Annotated in this window: 15 protein-coding genes; 6 read left to right on the top strand and 9 right to left on the bottom strand. The window is 71.7% G+C overall.

Annotated elements, in window-relative coordinates; translation table 11 throughout:
* Positions 1 to 161 precede the first annotated feature (161 nt).
* From gabT to ACFQ8C_RS01610, 4 genes are all read left to right on the top strand, one after another.
* The gene (gene gabT, locus ACFQ8C_RS01625; protein WP_383451073.1) at positions 162 to 1496 is read left to right on the top strand and encodes a 4-aminobutyrate--2-oxoglutarate transaminase; all 1335 of its coding nucleotides are present in this window, start codon (positions 162 to 164) and stop codon (positions 1494 to 1496) included.
* Between the two features lie 323 nt (positions 1497 to 1819).
* Positions 1820 to 2407, top strand: a complete 588-nt coding sequence (locus ACFQ8C_RS01620) for a phosphatase PAP2 family protein (protein WP_383451070.1) — start codon at positions 1820 to 1822, stop codon at positions 2405 to 2407.
* A complete protein-coding gene (locus ACFQ8C_RS01615) occupies positions 2350 to 4818 on the top strand; it encodes an McrB family protein (RefSeq protein WP_383451069.1) in 2469 nt (822 codons plus the stop codon). Before ACFQ8C_RS01620 ends, ACFQ8C_RS01615 begins: the two co-directional genes overlap by 58 nt.
* Positions 4808 to 6091: an McrC family protein gene (locus ACFQ8C_RS01610; RefSeq protein WP_383451067.1), complete on the top strand. Its 1284-nt coding sequence runs from the start codon at positions 4808 to 4810 to the stop codon at positions 6089 to 6091. The genes ACFQ8C_RS01615 and ACFQ8C_RS01610 overlap by 11 nt, the downstream gene beginning before the upstream one ends.
* Positions 6092 to 6112: 21 nt before the next feature.
* On the opposite strand, the gene ACFQ8C_RS01605 is transcribed toward ACFQ8C_RS01610, so the two are convergent.
* The 8 genes from ACFQ8C_RS01605 to ACFQ8C_RS01570 form a co-directional block, all read right to left on the bottom strand.
* Positions 6113 to 7867: a chitinase gene (locus ACFQ8C_RS01605; protein WP_383451226.1), complete on the bottom strand. Its 1755-nt coding sequence runs from the start codon at positions 7865 to 7867 to the stop codon at positions 6113 to 6115.
* 186 nt (positions 7868 to 8053) lie between these two features.
* Positions 8054 to 8536, bottom strand: coding sequence for a hypothetical protein (locus ACFQ8C_RS01600; protein ID WP_383451064.1), 483 nt, complete (start codon positions 8534 to 8536; stop codon positions 8054 to 8056).
* A 136-nt stretch (positions 8537 to 8672) separates the two neighbouring features.
* Positions 8673 to 10091, bottom strand: coding sequence for an NAD(P)/FAD-dependent oxidoreductase (locus ACFQ8C_RS01595; protein WP_383451062.1), 1419 nt, complete (start codon positions 10089 to 10091; stop codon positions 8673 to 8675).
* A 37-nt stretch (positions 10092 to 10128) separates the two neighbouring features.
* Positions 10129 to 10923, bottom strand: coding sequence for an ABC transporter permease (locus tag ACFQ8C_RS01590; RefSeq protein ID WP_383451059.1), 795 nt, complete (start codon positions 10921 to 10923; stop codon positions 10129 to 10131).
* On the bottom strand, positions 10923 to 11855 hold the full coding sequence (locus ACFQ8C_RS01585; RefSeq protein WP_383451056.1) for an ABC transporter permease: 933 nt from the start codon (positions 11853 to 11855) through the stop codon (positions 10923 to 10925). The genes ACFQ8C_RS01590 and ACFQ8C_RS01585 overlap by 1 nt, the downstream gene beginning before the upstream one ends.
* Positions 11852 to 13000, bottom strand: a complete 1149-nt coding sequence (locus ACFQ8C_RS01580) for an ABC transporter ATP-binding protein (protein ID WP_383451054.1) — start codon at positions 12998 to 13000, stop codon at positions 11852 to 11854. The genes ACFQ8C_RS01585 and ACFQ8C_RS01580 overlap by 4 nt, the downstream gene beginning before the upstream one ends.
* A 42-nt stretch (positions 13001 to 13042) precedes the next feature.
* A complete protein-coding gene (locus ACFQ8C_RS01575) occupies positions 13043 to 14290 on the bottom strand; it encodes a PotD/PotF family extracellular solute-binding protein (protein ID WP_383451051.1) in 1248 nt (415 codons plus the stop codon).
* A gap of 49 nt (positions 14291 to 14339) precedes the next feature.
* The gene (locus ACFQ8C_RS01570; protein WP_383451049.1) at positions 14340 to 15854 is read right to left on the bottom strand and encodes a gamma-aminobutyraldehyde dehydrogenase; all 1515 of its coding nucleotides are present in this window, start codon (positions 15852 to 15854) and stop codon (positions 14340 to 14342) included.
* 175 nt (positions 15855 to 16029) lie between these two features.
* Here ACFQ8C_RS01570 and ACFQ8C_RS01565 point away from each other — a divergent pair, with 175 nt between their 5' ends.
* A complete protein-coding gene (locus tag ACFQ8C_RS01565; RefSeq protein WP_383451046.1) occupies positions 16030 to 16614 on the top strand; it encodes an NADAR family protein in 585 nt (194 codons plus the stop codon).
* On the opposite strand, the gene ACFQ8C_RS01560 is transcribed toward ACFQ8C_RS01565, so the two are convergent.
* Positions 16582 to 17277 carry a DUF4190 domain-containing protein gene (locus tag ACFQ8C_RS01560; RefSeq protein ID WP_383451044.1) on the bottom strand — a complete coding sequence of 232 codons (696 nt, stop codon included), beginning with the start codon at positions 17275 to 17277 and terminating at the stop codon, positions 16582 to 16584. The two genes, ACFQ8C_RS01565 and ACFQ8C_RS01560, sit on opposite strands and share 33 nt — an antisense overlap.
* A 74-nt stretch (positions 17278 to 17351) precedes the next feature.
* Here ACFQ8C_RS01560 and ACFQ8C_RS01555 point away from each other — a divergent pair, with 74 nt between their 5' ends.
* Positions 17352 to 18383, top strand: a complete 1032-nt coding sequence (locus ACFQ8C_RS01555) for an adenosine deaminase (RefSeq protein WP_383451041.1) — start codon at positions 17352 to 17354, stop codon at positions 18381 to 18383.
* The last annotated feature ends 9 nt before the right edge of the window (positions 18384 to 18392 follow it).

Below are 18392 nucleotides of genomic sequence, written 5' to 3'. Positions count from 1 at the left end.
AGGGCGATGGCACGGAGTCGTCCCGGACAAGTGCGCGTATGGCCGATACGGACAAGGACACGCCGGGACCACTCCCATCCGTAGCATGCGCCGGGCGCGCGGCCGCGCCTAGCCTGCGGAGGAAACCCGCAAGAGCGTCCAGAACACCCCAGGAGCCCCGCATGAACGCTGTCCCGCAGGAGCGGCGCGTCGTCACCGCCATTCCCGGTCCGAAGTCGCAGGAGCTCCAGGCTCGTCGGCTCGACACCGTCGCCGGGGGCGTGGGCTCCACGCTGCCCGTGTTCACCAAGCGCGCGGGCGGCGGGATCATCGAGGACGTCGACGGCAACCTGCTGATCGACTTCGGGTCCGGCATCGCCGTGACGTCCGTGGGCGCCTCCGCCGAGGCCGTCGTGCGCCGCGCCTCCGCGCAGCTGCAGGACTTCACCCACACCTGTTTCATGGTGACGCCGTACGAGGGCTACGTCGAGGTCTGCGAGGCGCTGGCCGAGCTGACCCCGGGCGACCACGCCAAGAAGTCCGCGCTGTTCAACTCCGGCGCCGAGGCCGTCGAGAACGCGGTGAAGATCGCCCGTTCGTACACCAAGCGCCAGGCCGTCGTCGTCTTCGACCACGGCTACCACGGCCGGACGAACCTCACCATGGGCATGACGGCGAAGAACATGCCGTACAAGCAGGGCTTCGGTCCGTTCGCCCCCGAGGTCTACCGCGTGCCGGTCGCCTACGGCTACCGCTGGCCCACCGGTGCCGAGAACGCCGGCCCCGAGGCCGCCGCCCAGGCGATCGACAACATCACCAAGCAGATCGGCGCCGAGAACGTCGCCGCGATCGTCATCGAGCCGGTCCTCGGCGAGGGCGGCTTCATCGAGCCGGCCAAGGGCTTCCTGCCGGCGATCGTGAAGTTCGCCAACGACAACGGCATCGTCTTCGTCGCCGACGAGATCCAGGCCGGCTTCTGTCGCACCGGCCAGTGGTTCGCCTGCGAGGACGAGGGCATCGTCCCGGACCTCATCACCACCGCCAAGGGCATCGCGGGCGGTCTGCCGCTCGCCGCCGTCACCGGCCGCGCCGAGATCATGGACTCCGTCCACGGCGGCGGTCTGGGCGGCACCTACGGCGGCAACCCGGTGGCCTGCGCCGGTGCGCTCGGCGCCATCGAGACGATGAAGGAGCTGGACCTCAACGGCAAGGCCAAGCGCATCGAGGAGGTCATGAAGGCCCGCCTCGCCACGATGCAGGAGAAGTTCCCGGTCATCGGCGACATCCGCGGCCGCGGCGCCATGATCGCCATCGAGCTCGTCAAGGACCCGGCGACGAAGGAGCCGGCCGCCGAGGCCGCCGCCGCGCTCGCCAAGTTCTGCCACAACGAGGGCGTCCTCGTCCTCACCTGCGGCACCTACGGCAACGTGCTGCGCTTCCTCCCGCCGCTGGTCATCGGCGAGGACCTGCTCAACGAGGGTCTGGACGTCATCGAGGCCGCGCTCGCGGCCCTCTGAGGGATGCTTCGGCGCAAAGAGTGAAGACTCTGTGGGGGGCCGATGGCGGGATGCGTTTCCCGCTGTCGGCCCCCCGTCTCGTGCCGTACGGTCGTTCCCAGATGAGAGAGACACCCCGGGCGGAGCCTCCCCGGCACCGCCCGCACCGTGCCGAAGCGCACACCACCGGAGCCTCGCGCTCCGGGATTCCTCACCGATCGGACGGCCGCCCGCCCCACACCCCCCGGGGCGCGCGGCAGCCCGATCCTCTCGGCCGCCCTGGAACCACCCCCCCTGTTCCAGGGCGGCCGGCTCTCTTCTCGGCGCTCGTCGCCCTCGCCGTCGTGACCTGGCAGGTGCTCGTCCACGGCCCCTTGACCAGGCTCGACGAGCGGGTGTCCGCGGCCGTGGTGGACTCGGTCCCCCGGCGCCTCTCCGAACTCGCCTCCGACCTCGGCAACCTGACGGTCGCCCTGCCCGTGCTGGCCGCCGCGATGGCGTACGCCCTCTTCCGCGGCCGCCGCGCGGACGCCCTCTTCGCGGGTCTCGCGATGGCCGCCGTCCCGCTGCTCGTCGTGCCCCTGAAGGAGTGGACGGCGCGGCCCGGTCCGCTCGAACCCTGGGCCCACGGCTACTACCCGTCCGGTCACACGGCGACCGCGATGGTGGCCTACTTCGGTGCCGCGTACCTCGTCTCGAACCGTCTGGTTCCCCTCGCCGCCGTTCTCACCCTGATCACGGGCATCGGCCTGATCGTCCGCGGCTTCCACTGGCCCCTGGACGTCCTCGCCTCCGTCGCCCTCTGCCTCCCGCTGCTGGGCTGGCCGCTTCTCGCGGCGCGGTACGGTCGGGGACGGATCCGGGGAGGGGACGCATGTCGGACGGGGAGCGGCGGTACGCCGTCACGATCGACGGACGGGCCTACGAGCTGAGTCCTTCGTCCGGGGAGGTCGTCCTCCCCGACCACGGGGGCAAGCTCCACCACGCGGCGGCCTGCCGGCACCTGACGGACGCCGCTCGGCTCCCGCGCCGGCCCGATCCCGACGGGCTGACCTGGCGACGGCTGCTCGACGCCGCGGACCCGGCCGCCTTCGCGGTCTCCGCCGGGCTGCTCAACGGCCGGAACCGGCCCGTGACCGGCGTCTGTTCCTGCGCCCTGCGGCCGGTCACCCACAGCCACGCGGAGACCCTGCCGTACTGGCCGGTCGACGACGCCCTGGCGGTCTTCGACCGGGAGCGGTACCGGGCGGCGGTCGAGGCGGCGGACCGGGACGCCGAGCGGATCCGGGCGGAGTTCCCCTGGGAGGAGTGGGCGGAGCTGCCGCTGGAGCGGTACGCGCTCGGACAGCCGGACGTGCCCGGCCACCGGGTGTACAGCTATCTGCTGGAGTTCGGTTCCAAGGCGCTGGGGAGCATCACCGGCGGCACGGCGAAGAAGCACTTCGTCTACCGGCGGAAGCGGACCGGCGCGTGGTGGTTCGACCGGCGGTACGCGGACGTCGCCGCGGCCTGGGAGGACGTGCGGGCCGGGCTGGTCGCCGCCGTCACCGCCGCGCGCGAGGGCCGGGTCGGCGACATCGACGAGATCGCCTCGGTCCGCTCCGGGATCACGGTGGTGGCGAAGACCCTGCGCGTCTACGCCCCGGACGCCGTCCTGCCGGTCTACTCGGACAGCTTCACCCGGCACTACCTGGAGCGGCTCGCGCCGGGCGGTTCGGCGAAGCTCCAGCCCTTCGCCCGCAAGGAGCTGCTGAAGTCGCTGGTGGACGACGACCCGCGGTTCGCCGGCTGGCCGCCGCAGCTGGTCCGGTACTTCCTCGACTGGTGGGCCCCGGCCCGGCGGACCGCGGACCGGACGGTGCGGATCGGGAGCTTCGGTTCTGAGGAGGAGTGGGACGGGTTCGCCGCCGCCGGGCTGGTCCCCGTCGGCGTGGACCTGGTCGGGGACCTGCACGGGTTCGCCGACGAGAAGGAGCTGGCCGACGCGTACGAGGAGGCGTACGCGAGCAGCGCGTGGGCGAGGTCGGGGCCGGCGCCGGCCGTCGACGTCCCGGCTCTGTGGCGCCTGCTCGACCTGCGGGTCGGGGACCGGGTGGTCGCGACCCGGGGCCGCAGCCGGGTCCTGGGGATCGGCCGGGTCACCGGGGACGGCTACGTCTGGCTGCCCGATGCCTCCGTGGGGGCGCTGTCGGGGCACGCGCTGGCCGTGGAGTGGGAGCACGAGTACCCCGGCAGGCTGGACGGGCCGGAGCCCGGCTGGGACACGGAGCTGCTCTCGGAGGTGTCGCCGGACCTCTGGGAGAGGATCCTGGGCCTCCTCCGGGACGGCGACGGGACGGCCGGGGCCCTGCCGCAGCCCGTCGGCTCCGTCGCCCTGCCGCCGCTCGACCCGGCCCTCCAGCGGATCGACGACGCCCTCGAACGCCGGGGCCAGGCCGTGCTGTTCGGGCCGCCCGGCACCGGCAAGACGTACCACGCGCTGCGGTACGCGGTCCGGCGGCTCGGCGAGCTGTCCGCCGACCTGCCGGGGGTGGATCCGCTGGCCGAGCCGGGGAGCGCGGGTTTCGCCGCGACGATCGAGGCGCTGACCGAGGCGGGGCGGCTGACCATGGCCACCTTCCACCCGAGCTACGGCTACGAGGACTTCGTCGAGGGCCTGCGGCCCGTCAAGGGCGCGTCGGGCTTCGTCCTGGAGCCGGTGGACGGCGTCTTCAAGCGCGTGTGCGAGGCGGCCGCCGCCGACCCCGGCCAGCTGTACGTGGTGGTCGTGGACGAGCTGAACCGGGGCAATCTGCCGCGCATCCTGGGCGAGCTGATCACCGTCCTGGAGAAGGACAAGCGGGGGCTGCCCGTCACCCTGCCGCTCACCGGGGCGCCGTTCCGCGTCCCGCCGAACGTGCGCCTCCTCGGCACGATGAACACCGCCGACCGGTCCGTCCGGCTGCTCGACTCGGCCGTCCGCCGCCGCTTCGCCTTCATCGAACTGCTCCCCGACCCGGGCCCGTTGCGCGGCGCCCAGGTGGACCAGCTGGACCTGGCGGTCTTCCTCGACCGGCTCAACGACCGGATCAGGACCAGGCTCGACCGGGAGAAGCAGATCGGGCACGCCTTCCTGTTCTCCGGGGGCGCGCCCGTCTCGACCGCCGCGGAGTTCGCCGCGGTCGTGCGCGGGGAGATCCTGCCGCTGCTCCAGGAGTACGCGTACGACGACTACGGACTGCTGGCCGCGTTCCTCGGCGAGGAGCTGGTCGACGTCGCCGCCCACACGCTGCGGGAGCTCACGGACGAGGACCTCGTCAACCGCCTGTACGAGGAGCTCCAGGTCGGTTCCGGTGGGGAGTGACCGGCCGGCCCCGTTCGAACTGACCGAGTACACCACCCGGGTCTTCGACGGGGTCCGGCTGACGGACGCCGACCGGCGGCTGCTCGACGACGGGTCCCTCGACGCGCGGCTGCGGCTGCGGCAGCTGCGGGGCGGCCGGCTGGAGGTGACGGCCGCCCAGCACGTGGGGACGGTGCGGCTGGAGGCGGCCGAGTTCCGGGTGGTGCCGAAGTACCTCGGCGAGGAGCTCGACGTGCTGCGGATGCTCGACCACGCCCGGGGCGGGACGCCGGTCCCGCTGCCGGCCGCGCGGTCCCTGGCCGGCGGACGGCCGCACCTGCGGGACCTGGTCTGCCTCATGGTCGTCGAGCACGGCGAGCGGCTGCTGCGGCACGGGGTGCGGCGCGACTACGTGACCGTCGAGGACGATCTGCGGGTGGTGCGGGGCCGGCTGCTCCCCGATCGGCAGCTGCTGCGCCACCACGGCCGCCCGGACGTGCTGGCCTGCCGGTTCGAGGAGCACGAGGCGGACGTCGTCGACAACCGGCTCTGCGCGGCGGCCCTCGCGCTGGCCGCCCGGACGGCGCGCGACGACGGGGTGCGGGCCCGGGCCCGGCGGGCGGCGGGGCTGTTCGCGGGGCACGCCCCGACGCCGCTCGGGGACGTACGGGCCGCGCTGGCCTCGGTGGCGTACCACCGGCACAACGAGCACTACCGGTCCGCGCACCTGTGGGCGGGGCTGTTGCTGACGGGCGGGGGCCTCGACGGGCTCTTCTCCGCGGGCCCGCTGGTGTCGCGGGCCTTCCTGATCGACATGAACGCCCTCTTCGAGTCCTTCGTGACCCGGCTCCTGAAGGACGGGGCGGAGGGTTCGGGGACGCGGGTGGAGAGCCAGACCTCGCACGCCTCGGTGCTGTTCGACGAGCGGAGGCGGCGGGGGTACGGCACCGCCCGTCCGGACCTGCTGCTCTCCGGCCGGGGCCGGCGGCTCCCGGTGGACGTCAAGTACAAGCTGTACGGGGAGAGGAAGCTCGCGCCGCAGGACCTCTACCAGGCGTCCTTCTACGCGCACGCGCTCGGTCTGCGGGCGGACGAGGGGCCGCCCGAGTGCGTCCTGGTCCATCCCGCGCCGGCGGGCGCGGAGGGTGCCCGGGTGGCGGTGCGGACGCCGGAGGGGGCGGTCACGGCCCGGGTCCGGGCCGTGCCCCTCGACCTGCGGGCGGCGCTTGCGGAGCTGGGCGGGCCGGACCCCCGTGCCGTGCCGGCCCGCCTGTTCCGCGAGGTGGCGGGGTGAGCCGTCACCCCGCGGAAAGGGTCAGCTCCAGTTGTACGCGTCGAAGTTCCGGCTGAACTCCCACTGGTTGAAGCGGTCCCAGTTGATCGACCAGGTCATCAGGCCGCGCAGCGACGACCAGGTGCCGTGGGTCTGGTAGCTGCCGCAGTTCTGCTTCTTCGTGAGGCAGTCCAGGGCCTTGTTCACCTCGGTGGGGCTGGTGTGGCCGTTGCCGGCCTGGGTGGAGGCCGGGAGGCCGATGGCGACCTGTTCGGGGCGGAGGCCCGGGAAGAAGCGCTCGCTGTTGCCGGCGACCGGGAAGCCGGTGAGCAGCATGTCGGTCATGGCGATGTGGAAGTCGGCGCCGCCCATGGAGTGGTACTGGTTGTCGAGGCCCATGATGGAGCCGGAGTTGTAGTCCTGGACGTGGAGCAGCGTCAGGTCGTCGCGCAGGGCGTGGATGACCGGGAGGTACGCGCCGGCGCGCGGGTCCTGGCCGCCCCAGGGGCCGGAGCCGTAGTACTGGTAGCCGAGCTGGACGAAGAAGGTCTCCGGGGCCATCGTCAGGACGAACTTGGCGCCGTACTTGGCCTTGAGGGTCTTGACCGCCTGGATCAGGTTGACGATCACCGGCGAGGTGGGGTTGCGGAAGTCGGTGTCGCCGGTCTGGAGCGAGAGCGAGTGGCCCTCGAAGTCGATGTCGAGGCCGTCGAGGCCGTACTCGTCGATGATCTTCGAGACGGAGGAGACGAAGGTGTCGCGGGCGGCGGTGGTGGCGAGCTGGACCTGGCCGTTCTGGCCGCCGATGGAGATGAGGACCTTCTTGCCGGCGGCCTGCTTGGCCTTGATGGCGGTCTTGAAGTCGGCCTCGGACTCGACGTTCGGGCACTCGGCGACGGGGCAGAGCTTGAAGCGGATGTCGCCGGAGGTCACCGAGGTGGGCTCGCCGAAGGCGAGGTTGACGACGTCCCAGGAGTCCGGCACGTCGGCCATCCGGGTGTAGCCGGAGCCGTTGGCGAAGCTGGCGTGGAGGTAGCCGACGAGGGCGCGGGCGGGCAGTTCGCCGCCGCCCCCGCCGCCGCCGGAGGTCGTGGTGGCGGTGACGGCGGTGGACCGGGCGGACTCGCCGGCGCTGTTGACCGCCGAGACCTGGAAGGAGTACGCGGTGTTCGGGGTGAGGCCGGTGGCGGTGTACGAGGTGCCGGTGGCCGTGCCGACGGCGGTGCCGCCGCGGTAGACCTTGTACGAGGTGGCTCCGGCGACCGCGGGCCAGGTGAGCGGCACCGAGGTGGAGGTCGGGCTGCCGGCGGCGAGGCCCGTCGGGGTGGCGGGGATCTGGACCGGGTCGCCGCCGGGGCCGTAGAGGGAGAGGTCGTCGGCCTGGTAGGCGGGGGTGCCGTACCAGCCGTGGGTGTAGACCGTGACCGAGGTGGTGGTGGCGCCGGTGGTGAAGGAGGTGCCGAGCTTCTGCCAGTCCGGGGCCGACTGGGTCCAGGCGTATCCGTCGGTGGTGCCGGTGCCGGTGACGCCCAGGTAGACGTAGCTACCGCGGACCCAGCCGCTCAGCGCGTACGTCGAGTTGGGCTTGACGGTGATGGTCTGGGAGCACTTGGCGTTGTCGCTGCCGGCCGGGGTGGCCTGGAGCGCCTTCGTCCCGCCGTGCACGGGCGAGGTGACGACGGCGCCGCTGCCGGCCGTGCAGCTCCAGCCGTCCAGGCCGGCTTCGAAGCCGCCGTTGCGGGCGAGTTCGGCGTCGGCGGCCTGGGCGGCCGGTGAGAGGGCGGCGAGCCCGCCCATGGCGAGCGCGCCCGCCAGGAGCAGGGTGAGGGGTCTGGTGCGGTCCACGACTGCCTCCGGGGGTGGGGGATCGGAGTGGAGCGCGCCACAGCATGGTCCAGACCAATCGAGTGGTCAAGACCTCTGCCGGGATGTGGAGTTGGGAAGTCGGGCGGACCGGGGCCGGGAGACGGCGCGGGGGCGGCCTCAGGAGGCGCTCCCCCCGGGCGGCTCCTCGCGGGCCAGCGCGCCCGCCGCCTCGTGCATGGCCAGTTCGAGCAGCGAGGCGTCGGTGAGGGTGCCGAGGCCGTCCGGGACCACCAGCCAGCGCACTCCCCCGGTCGAACGCCCCGGGTACGGGACGACGATCCAGGTGCCGGGACCGGCGCCGCGCACCCCGGTGCCGAGCCAGCGGGCGGCGGTGCCGGGCGGGACGAAGAAGCCGATCCGGGCGTCGCCGAAGTCGGCGAGGACGGGCCCCGGCCGGTCGACCAGCCGGGTCAGGACGTCGAGGGTGGGATGGCCGAGCTCGCCCGGCAGGATCAGTACGTCCCAGCGCCGGCCGGCCGGCAGCAGGGCGACCCCGTGCGGGTTGCGCTCCCACTCCCAGCGGCAGGCGTCGGGATCCGGTGCGACCGCGGCCAGCCACTCCACCGCGGCCTTGACGCCGGAGGCCCCCGTAGGTGTCATCGTGCGAACTCCTCTCCGTGGGGACGCGCGGAGCTGCGCGTCCACACGGAGAGAGCGCGATCGTTCCCCGCTCTTACGCGGGTTTCCCTACCCATCGGTTGTGATCTGAATCACACCACTGGGGAGGAGGGGAGACTCAGCTGTCGAAGCCGAGGCCCAGCTTGTCCATCGCCTTCAGCCAGAGGTTCCGCCGGCCGCCGTTGGCGTCGGCGCGGGCCAGCGACCACTTGGTGATCCCGATGCCGGCCCAGGCGATCGGCTCGGGCGGGAAGGGCAGCGGCTTGGAGCGGACCATCGCCAGCCCGGTGCGCTCGGTGCGCTCCCCGGCGAGCAGGTCCAGCATCACGTCGGCGCCGAAGCGGGTGGCGCCGACGCCGAGGCCGGTGTAGCCCTGCGCGTACGCCACCTTGCCCTGGTGGGCGGTGCCGAAGAAGGCCGAGAAGCGCGAGCAGGTGTCGATCGCGCCGCCCCAGGCGTGGCTGAAGCGGAGCCCCTCCAGCTGCGGGAAACAGGTGAAGAAGTGCTCGGCCAGCTTGAGGTAGGTCTCCGGGCGGTGGTCCATCTCCGACTGCACCTTGCCGCCGAAGCGGTAGATGGCGTCGTAACCGCCCCAGAGGATGCGGTGGTCCGCCGTGACGCGGAAGTAGTGGAACTGGTTGGCGGAGTCGCCGAGGCCCTGCCTGCCCTTCCAGCCGATGGAGGCCAGCTGCTCCTCGCTCAGCGGCTCGGTGACGAGCGCGTAGTCGTACACCGGGACGGTGTAGTGGCGCAGCCGCTTGACCAGGGACGGGAAGACGTTGGTGCCGAGGGCGACCCGGCGGGCGGCGACCCGCCCGTAGGGGGTGCGGACGGCCATGCCGGCGCCGGCCGAGACCAGGTCGAGGCCCGGAGTGTTCTCGAAGATCCGCACCCCGAGGTCGAGGCAGGCCCTCTTGAGGCCCCAGGCGAGCTTCGCCGGGTGGAGCATGGCGACGCCCTCGCGGTCCCAGAGGCCGCCGAGGAAGGTCGGCGAGTTCACCTCGGCGCGCATGGCGTCCTGGTCGAGGAGGGTCAGACCCTCGGCGAGGCCGAGCCGGTCGGCCTCCTCGTACCACTCGTGGAGCTCCTCGACCTGGTACGCCTCGGTGGCCACGTCGATCTCGCCGGTGCGCTCGAACTCGCAGTCCAGCGCGTAGCGGCCGACGGCCTCCTCGATGGCGTCGAGGTTGGCCGCGCCGAGCCGTTCCAGCTGCGGCAGCTCCCCCGGCCAGCGGGAGAGGCCGTTGCCGAAGCCGTGGGTGAGGGAGGCGGCGCAGAAGCCGCCGTTGCGGCCCGAGGCGGCCCAGCCCACCTCGTGGCCTTCGATCAGCACGACGTCCTGGGAGGGGTCGCGCTCCTTGGCGAGGAGCGCGGTCCACAGTCCGCTGTAACCGCCGCCGATCACGAGGAGATCGCACTTCTCGGTGCCGGTGAGGGCGGGCAGGGCGCCGGGCTTGCCGGGGTCTTCCAGCCAGAAGGGGACGGGCTGGGCGTCGGAGAGAGATTGTGCAGCGAGACGCATGGCGACTGGGGCCATGGTTTCCAACTCCTTCGGTGCCTGAGACGGCTTTCGCTCAGGCTGTTGCTGTCTTCTTGCGCCGGTTCGTAATGATTTGCCCGGCCACGACGATCAGTACCGCGAGGACGAACATCGCGGTGCCGATCACGTTGATCTGAACGGGGGTGCCGCGCTGTGCCGAGCCCCAGACGAACATGGGGAAGGTCACGGTGGAGCCCGCGTTGAAGTTGGTGATGATGAAGTCGTCGAACGAGAGCGCGAAGGCGAGCAGGGCGCCGGCGGCGATGCCGGGCGCGGCGATCGGCAGGGTGACCCGCAGGAAGGTCTGCGCGGGCCCGGCGTAGAGGTCGCGCGCGGCCTCCTCCAGGCGCGGGTCCATGGACATGACCCGGGCCTTGACCGCCGTCACGACGAACGACAGGCAGAACATGATGTGGGCGATGAGGACCGTCCAGAAGCCCAGCTCGATCCCCATGTTGAGGAAGAGGGTGAGCAGCGAGGCGGCCATGACGACCTCGGGCATCGCCATCGGCAGGAAGATCAGCGAGTTGATCGCGCCGCGCGCCCGGAAGCGGTAGCGGACCAGCGCGAAGGCGATCATCGTGCCGAGGACGACGGCGCCGACGGTGGCCCAGGCGGCGAGCTGGAGCGAGAGCGTGAGCGACTCGCACATGTCGGCGACGCCGCAGGGGTCCTTCCAGGCGTCGAGGGAGAACTGCTGCCACGAGTAGTTGAAGCGCCCGTTCGGCTTGTTGAACGAGAACACCATGACCACGACGTTCGGCAGGATCATGTACGCGAGCGTCAGCAGGCCCGCGATGACGACGACGTTCTTGCGCAGCCAGGTCATCAGACGAGGTCCTCCGTTCCCGCCTTGCGGATGTAGACGGTGACCATGAGGAGCACGATCGCCATGAGGATGAAGGACAGGGCGGCGGCCGTCGGGTAGTCGAGGACGCGGAGGAACTGCGACTGGATGACGTTGCCGATCATCTTGGTGTCGGTGGAGCCGAGGAGCTCGGCGTTGACGTAGTCGCCGCTCGCCGGGATGAAGGTGAGCAGGGTGCCGGAGACGACGCCGGGCATCGACAGCGGGAAGGTCACCTTGCGGAAGGTGGTCGCCGGGGAGGCGTAGAGGTCCTGGGCGGCCTCGTGGAGCCGGCCGTCGATCCGCTCCAGGGAGGTGTAGAGCGGCAGGATCATGAACGGCAGGAAGTTGTACGTGAGGCCGCAGACGACCGCCATCGGGGTGGCGAGCACCCGCTCGCCCTCGGTCCAGCCGAGCCAGCCGGTCACGTCGAGGACGTGCAGCGCGTTGAGCGCGTCCACGACGAGGCTGTCGTCGGCGAGGATCGTCTTCCAGGCCAGGGTCCGGATGAGGAAGCTGGTGAAGAAGGGCGCGATCACCAGGACGAGCAGCAGGTTGCGCCAGCGGCCGGCCTTGAAGGCGATGAGGTACGCGAGCGGGTAGCCGAGCAGCAGGCAGAGCGCGGTGGCGGTGCCCGCGTACAGCAGCGAACGCAGCAGCTGCGGCCAGTACTCGGTGAAGGCGTCGACGTACGTCTGGAAGTGCCAGGTGACCTGGAAGCCCTCTTCGAGGGAGCCGGTCTGCACCGAGGTGGAGGCCTGGTAGACGAGCGGCAGCGCGAAGAAGACGACCAGCCAGAGGATGCCGGGGAGCAGCAGCCAGTAGGGGACGAGCCGCTTGCGGGTCGGAGGCTTGCGCAGAACCGGTTCCTCGACCGGTCCCGGCGCCGCTTCCTTGGTCAGGGTGGTGGTCACGAGGCGTCCTCCACCGTCTCCACGCCCGCGTCGATGTCCTGGGCGGCGTCGAGGCCGAAGGTGTGGGCCGGGTTCCAGTGCAGGACGACCTCGGCGCCCGGGCGGAGCCGCGCGTCGCGCTCGATGTTCTGCTCGTAGACCTGGAGCTCCGCTCCGGCCGGCGAGTTCACCACGTACTGGGTGGAGACGCCGATGAAGGAGGAGTCCACGATCCGGCCGGTGACCTTGTTGCGGCCGTCCGCGATCGAGCCGGCGTCGTCGGCGTGCGTCAGCGAGATCTTCTCGGGGCGGACGCCGACGAGGAGCTTGCCGCCCTGGCGGGCGGCGTCGGTACAGCGGTCGCCGGGGACCCTGAGCCTGCCGCCGCCGGCCGTCACGACGACGTCCGCGCCGGTCTCGACGACCTCGGCCTCGATGAGGTTGGAGGTGCCGAGGAAGTTGGCGACGAAGGTGGTCCTCGGGTTCTCGTACAGGTCGGCGGGGGCGCCGAGCTGCTCGACCCGGCCGCCGTTCATGACCGCGACCTGGTCGGCCATGGTCATGGCCTCCTCCTGGTCGTGGGTGACGTGCACGAAGGTGATGCCGACCTCGGTCTGGATCCGCTTGAGCTCCAGCTGCATCTGGCGGCGCAGCTTGAGGTCGAGGGCGCCGAGCGGCTCGTCGAGGAGGAGCACCTGCGGGTGGTTGATCAGGGCGCGGGCGACGGCGACGCGCTGCTGCTGGCCGCCGGAGAGCTGGTGCGGCTTGTGCCGGGCCTTGTCGCCGAGCTGGACGAGCTCCAGCATGTCGTCGACCTGCTTCTTCACCGACTTGATGCCCCGGCGGCGCAGGCCGAAGGCGATGTTCTCGGAGATGTCCATGTGCGGGAAGAGCGCGTAGGACTGGAAGACGGTGTTGACCGGCCGCTTGTAGGGGGGCAGGTCGGTGACGTCCCGGTCGCCGAGGAAGACCGTGCCGGTGGAGGGGTCCTCCAGGCCGGCGATCATGCGCAGGGTGGTGGTCTTGCCGCAGCCGGAGGCGCCGAGCAGGGCGAAGAAGGAGCCCTGCGGGACGGTGAGGTCGAGCGGGTGCACGGCGGTGAAGGAGCCGTAGGTCTTGCTGATCCCGGTGAGTCGGACGTCGCCGCCGGTGGTGTTCTCAGTCATGGGTGGAGGTCCCGGATCTTCGTAAGAGGGTGGACGACGGGCTCAGGCGCCGATGAGCTTGGCGAACTTCTCCTCGTACGCCGTCTCTTCCTCGCTGGTCAGGGAGCGGAAGGCGCGGGACTTCTTGGCCATGGCCTTGTCCGGGAGGATCAGCGTGTTGGCCGCGAGCTCGGGATCGATCTTGGCCAGCTCGTCCTTGACCCCGTCGACGGGGCAGACGTAGTTGATGTAGGCGGCGAGCTGGGCGGCCACCGGGAGCTCGTAGTAGTAGTCGATGAGCTTCTCGGCGTTGGCCTTGTGCCCGGCCTGCGCCGGGACGAGCAGGTTGTCCGTGGAGGTGATGTACCCGGCGTTGGGTATGGCGTACTGGATGTCCGGGTTGTCCGCCTGGAGCTGGATGATGTCGCCGGCCCACGCGAGGCAGGCGGCGAGGTCGCCCTTGTCGAGGTCGGAGGTGTAGTCGTTGCCGGTGAAGCGGCGGATCTGCTTCTTGTCGACGGCCTTCTGGAGGCGGCCGATGGCCGCGTCGTAGTCGGCGTCGGTGAACTTCCCGGGGTCCTTGCCCATGTCGAGCAGGGTCATGCCGACGGTGTCGCGCATCTCGGTGAGGAAGCCGACCCGGCCCTTGAGGGCGGGGTCGTCGAGCAGCTGGCTGACCGAGTCGACCTTCTTCCCGCCGGTCGCCTTGACGTTGTAGGCGATGACGGTGGAGATGCCGGTCCAGGGGTACGAGTAGGAGCGGCCCGGGTCCCAGTCGGGCCGGCGGAACTGCGCGGAGAGGTTGGCGTACGCGTTGGGCAGGTTCGCCGGGTCGAGCTTCTGGGCCCAGCCGAGCCGGATGATGCGGGCGGCGAGCCAGTCGGTGACGCAGACGAGGTCGCGGCCGGTGTCCTGGCCGGCCGCGAGCTGCGGCTTGATCTTGCCGAAGAACTCGACGTTGTCGTTGATGTCCTCGGTGTACTTGACCTTGATCCCGGTGCGTTGGGCGAACGCCTCCAGGGTGGGTCGGGACTTCTCGTCCTCGCTGACGTCCATGTACTCGGTCCAGTTGGAGAAGCTGAGGGTCTTCTCCTTGGCCGACCGGTCGGTGGACGCCGGGCCCTGGCCCTCGCGCTTGGCCGGCGGGATGCCGCAGGCCGTGAGGCCGGCGAGGCCGCCGACCGTGAGCGCGCCCACGCCACCGGCGCGCAGCAGCGAACGGCGGCTGAGGGCACCACGGCCGCTCGTCATGCTGCGCCGGATCGCCGCGAGCTGGGCGGCGGAGAGGCGGTCGGGCTCGTACTGCTCCATGCGCTGTGCCCTTTCGGGATGGTTGCGCCGCTGGTCGGGCGGCTGACGACTATCGGTCCCCGAAGATCGTGCGGTGCCAGTCCTTGGCCGCCACCGCGGTGTTGTCGAACATCACGTGCTTGACCTGCGTGTACTCCTCGAAGGAGTAGGCGGACATGTCCTTTCCGTAGCCGGACGCCTTGTATCCGCCGTGCGGCATCTCGCTGATGATCGGGATGTGGTCGTTCACCCAGACACAGCCGGCCTTGATCTCACGGGTGGCCTTGTTGGCCCGGTAGACGTCGCGGCTCCAGGCGGAGGCGGCGAGGCCGTACGGGGTGTCGTTGGCGAGCCGGATGCCCTCGTCGTCGCCGTCGAAGGGCAGGGCCACCAGGACCGGCCCGAAGATCTCCGACTGCACGACCTCGCTGTCCTGCGGGGCTCCGGTGATCAGGGTGGGCCGATAGTATGCGCCGTTCTCGAGCTCTCCACCAGGGGCTTCGCCTCCGGTGACGACGGTCGCGTAGCCGCGGGCCCGCTCGACGAAGCCGGCGACCCGGTCGCGGTGGACGTGCGAGACCAGCGGGCCGAGGTCGGTGGCCGGGTCGGCGGGGTCGCCGAGCCGGACGGTCTCCATGAGCTCCGCGACCCGGGCGACGAAGGCGTCGAAGAGCGGGCGCTGGACGTAGGCGCGGGTGGCGGCGGTGCAGTCCTGGCCGGTGTTGATGAGCGAGGCGGCGACGGCTCCGTGGGCGGCGGCCTCCAGGTCGGCGTCGTCGAAGACGACGAAGGGGGCCTTCCCGCCGAGCTCCAGGTGGAGCCGCTTCACGGTGGCGGTGGCGACCTCGGCGACCCGCTTGCCGACCGGGGTGGAGCCGGTGAAGGAGGTCATGACGACGTCGGGGTGGCCGACCAGGTGCTCGCCGGCCTCGCGGCCGGTGCCGGTGACGACGTTGACGACGCCGTCGGGGATGCCCGCCTCCTTCGCCGCCTGGGCGAACATCAGCGAGGTGAGGGGGGTCAGCTCGGCGGGCTTCAGGACGATGGTGTTGCCGGCGGCGATCGCCGGGAGGATCTTCCAGGCGGCCATCTGGAGGGGGTAGTTCCAGGGGGCGATGGAGCCGACCACGCCGATCGGCTCGCGCCGGACGTACGAGGTGTGGTCGCCGGAGTACTCGGCGGCGGACTGGCCCTGGAGGTGGCGGGCCGCGCCGGCGAAGAAGGCGGTGTTGTCGATCGTGCCGGGCACGTCGAACTCGGTGGTGAGCCGGATCGGCTTGCCGCACTGGAGGGACTCGGCCCGGGCGAAGTCCTCGGCCTGCTCGGCGAGGATCCCGGCGAGGCGGTGCAGCGCGTCGGAGCGCTCGCCGGGGGTGGCGCCGGCCCAGCCGGGGAAGGCGGCCTTGGCGGCCGCCACGGCCTCGTCGACGTCCGCGGTGGAGGCGAGCGCGTAGGTGAGGACGCTCTCGCCGGTGGCGGGGTCGACGACGCTGTGCGTGTGTCCCGAGGATCCGGGGCGGAGCCGTCCGCCGATGTACTGCGCGCCGTCCGCGAAGCGGTCCGTCACCTGGAAGCGGTTGCCCATGACGCTCTCCGTTGTCCCAGCTCGAATTGAGTGCCGATCCTGACAGAGGGATACGGCTCGAACAAGTGATTCCGTTGTTGCCTTTTGGTTACTCGACGGAATCGGTCGACCAAGTGTCGAGGTCGCGGGAAAATCTTCGTACGGAATGTCTGTCGCGAATGTCAGACTCGCGTGCATGATGACCGTCGAAGAGCTGACACAGCAGGTCAGCAGGGGTGAGAAGGTGAAGTGGCTGCACTTCTGGGGCCACCGTCCGGCCCCGGACGGGCGGCTCACCGCGAGCTGTCTGAGCCAGTGGTGGCCGTCACCCTTCGAAGTCGCCGGTGTGCGTTACGCCACGGCCGAGCACTGGATGATGGCGCGGAAGGCGCGCCTCTTCGGCGACGCCGAGGCGGAGCGGACGGCGCTCGCCGCCCGCACCCCGGCGGAGGCGAAGAACGCCGGCCGGCTGGTCCGCGGCTTCGACGAGACCGTGTGGGCGCGGGAGCGCTCCGGGATCGTGGTGGCCGGCAGCGTCCACAAGTTCGCCTCGGACGAGGGGCTGCGGGGCTTCCTGCTCTCCACCGGGGGCCGCGTCCTGGTGGAGGCGAGTCCGCTGGACCGCGTCTGGGGCATCGGCCTCGCCGCACAGGACTCCGGCGCCCACGACCCGGCCCGCTGGCGCGGGCTCAACCTGCTCGGCTTCGCCCTGATGGAGGCCAGGGAGCGGCTGCGTACGGACGGTGGATCAGCGCGGGGCGCCGGCGACGAGGGCCACTGAGGTCGGCTCCCGCACGTCGCTCTCCTCGTACTCGTCGTAGTTCACGACGGCCCAGACGACGAGGGCGACGACCGCCGCCCCGAGGACGGTGGAGACGATGCCGAGGACGATGCCCGCCGTGGCGACGCCCCCGTTGCCGGCCTCGCCGCGGCGGGCGCGCTTGCGGCCGAGGATGCCGAAGATCAGGGCGAGGACGCCGAGGACGATCGACGGGACGCCGTAGAACCAGAAGAGGCAGGTGCCGATGATCCCGAGCACCATGCCGGCCGTGCCCATGCCGTTGTACTGGCCGGGCATCGGCCCGTACGCCGCGGGGTGGACCGGCGGGTAGCCGTACGCGGTCGGGCCCGCCGACGGGTAGCCGTACGCGGTCGCCGGCGGCGGATAGCCGTAACCGGCCGGACCCGCCGGCGGGTGGCCGTACGCGGGCGGGGGCGCCGGCGCGCCGTAGGCGGCCGGGCCGCCGGGGGCGACGGGCGGCGGCGGCAGCTCCCCGCCGTCCGGACCGCCGGCGGGTATGGAGGTGATCGTCCGCTGGTCGTGGACCGGGGCGTCGGCGGTCGGCCGCTTGCCCAGGTCGACCGGCTCGGCCGGCCGCTCCGGCGGAGCCCACGGGTCGGTGGTCTCCCGGTCCCGCGGGTGCGGCTCTGCGTTCTCGGACACTCGGGGCTCCCTCCCTGGTCCGGTCATGCTACGGCGTCCCGGCGGCCCGCCCCCGACCGGCCTACGATGACCCGATGACCGATCTCCACCCCTTCATCGCGGGCCTGCCCAAGGCCGAGCTGCACGTCCACCACGTGGGCTCCGCCTCGCCGCGGATCGTCTCCGAGCTGGCCGCCCGACACCCGGACTCCAAGGTCCCCACGGACCCGGAGGCGCTGGCCGACTACTTCACCTTCACCGACTTCGCGCACTTCATCGACGTGTACCTCTCCGTCGTGGACCTGGTGCGCACCCCCGAGGACGTCCGGCTGCTGACCTTCGAGGTCGCCCGGGACATGGCCCGGCAGAACATCCGCTACGCCGAGCTGACCATCACCCCGTACTCCTCCACCCGCCGCGGCATCGAGGAGCGCGCCTTCATGGCGGCGATCGAGGACGCCCGCAAGGCGGCGGAGGCCGAGTTCGGCACCGTGCTGCGCTGGTGCTTCGACATCCCCGGCGAGGCCGGTCTGGAGGCCGCCGAGGAGACCGCGCGGCTCGCCGTCACCGACGGCATCCGCCCCGAGGGACTGGTCTCCTTCGGTCTCGGCGGCCCGGAGATCGGGGTGCCGCGCCCGCAGTTCAAGCCGTACTTCGACCGGGCCAGGGCGGCCGGGCTCCGCTCGGTGCCGCACGCCGGCGAGACGACCGGCCCGCAGACGGTCTGGGACGCCATCCGCGACCTGGGCGCCGAGCGCGTCGGCCACGGCACCAGCTCGGTCCAGGACCCGGAGCTCCTCGCGTACCTGGCGGAGCACCGGATCGCCCTGGAGGTCTGCCCGACCTCCAACATCGCGACCCGCGCGGTGGCCACCCTCGACGAGCACCCGATCCGGCGGATGGTCGACGCCGGCGTCCTGGTGACGGTCAACAGCGACGACCCGCCGATGTTCGGCACCGACCTCAACAACGAGTACGCGGTCGCCGCCCGGCTCCTGGAGCTGGACGAGCGCGGGGTCGCCGCGCTCGCGAAGAACGCCGTCGAGGCGTCCTTCCTCGACCCGGCCGGCAAGGAGCGGATCTCCTCCGAGATCGACACGTACACCGAGGAGTGGCTGGCGCGCTGACGCCCGGCG

Source organism: Streptomyces sp. NPDC056503, assembly GCF_042794995.1.
Classification (GTDB): domain Bacteria; phylum Actinomycetota; class Actinomycetes; order Streptomycetales; family Streptomycetaceae; genus Streptomyces.
The sequence above is the reverse complement of the archived record's forward strand: the minus strand, read 5'-3'. Positions and strand labels throughout refer to the sequence as shown.

What these genes read in the sequence shown, in the direction of transcription:
- gabT (WP_383451073.1), top strand. Translation starts at nt 162, where the DNA reads ATGAACGCTGTCCCGCAGGAGCGGCGCGTCGTCACCGCCATTCCCGGT.
- ACFQ8C_RS01570 (WP_383451049.1), bottom strand. Translation starts at nt 15,854, where the DNA reads ATGGGCAACCGCTTCCAGGTGACGGACCGCTTCGCGGACGGCGCGCAG.
- ACFQ8C_RS01580 (WP_383451054.1), bottom strand. Translation starts at nt 13,000, where the DNA reads ATGACTGAGAACACCACCGGCGGCGACGTCCGACTCACCGGGATCAGC.
- ACFQ8C_RS01575 (WP_383451051.1), bottom strand. Translation starts at nt 14,290, where the DNA reads ATGGAGCAGTACGAGCCCGACCGCCTCTCCGCCGCCCAGCTCGCGGCG.
- ACFQ8C_RS01605 (WP_383451226.1), bottom strand. Translation starts at nt 7,867, where the DNA reads ATGGGCGGGCTCGCCGCCCTCTCACCGGCCGCCCAGGCCGCCGACGCC.
- ACFQ8C_RS01595 (WP_383451062.1), bottom strand. Translation starts at nt 10,091, where the DNA reads ATGGCCCCAGTCGCCATGCGTCTCGCTGCACAATCTCTCTCCGACGCC.
- ACFQ8C_RS01555 (WP_383451041.1), top strand. Translation starts at nt 17,352, where the DNA reads ATGACCGATCTCCACCCCTTCATCGCGGGCCTGCCCAAGGCCGAGCTG.
- ACFQ8C_RS01590 (WP_383451059.1), bottom strand. Translation starts at nt 10,923, where the DNA reads ATGACCTGGCTGCGCAAGAACGTCGTCGTCATCGCGGGCCTGCTGACG.
- ACFQ8C_RS01615 (WP_383451069.1), top strand. Translation starts at nt 2,350, where the DNA reads ATGTCGGACGGGGAGCGGCGGTACGCCGTCACGATCGACGGACGGGCC.
- ACFQ8C_RS01600 (WP_383451064.1), bottom strand. Translation starts at nt 8,536, where the DNA reads ATGACACCTACGGGGGCCTCCGGCGTCAAGGCCGCGGTGGAGTGGCTG.
- ACFQ8C_RS01565 (WP_383451046.1), top strand. Translation starts at nt 16,030, where the DNA reads ATGATGACCGTCGAAGAGCTGACACAGCAGGTCAGCAGGGGTGAGAAG.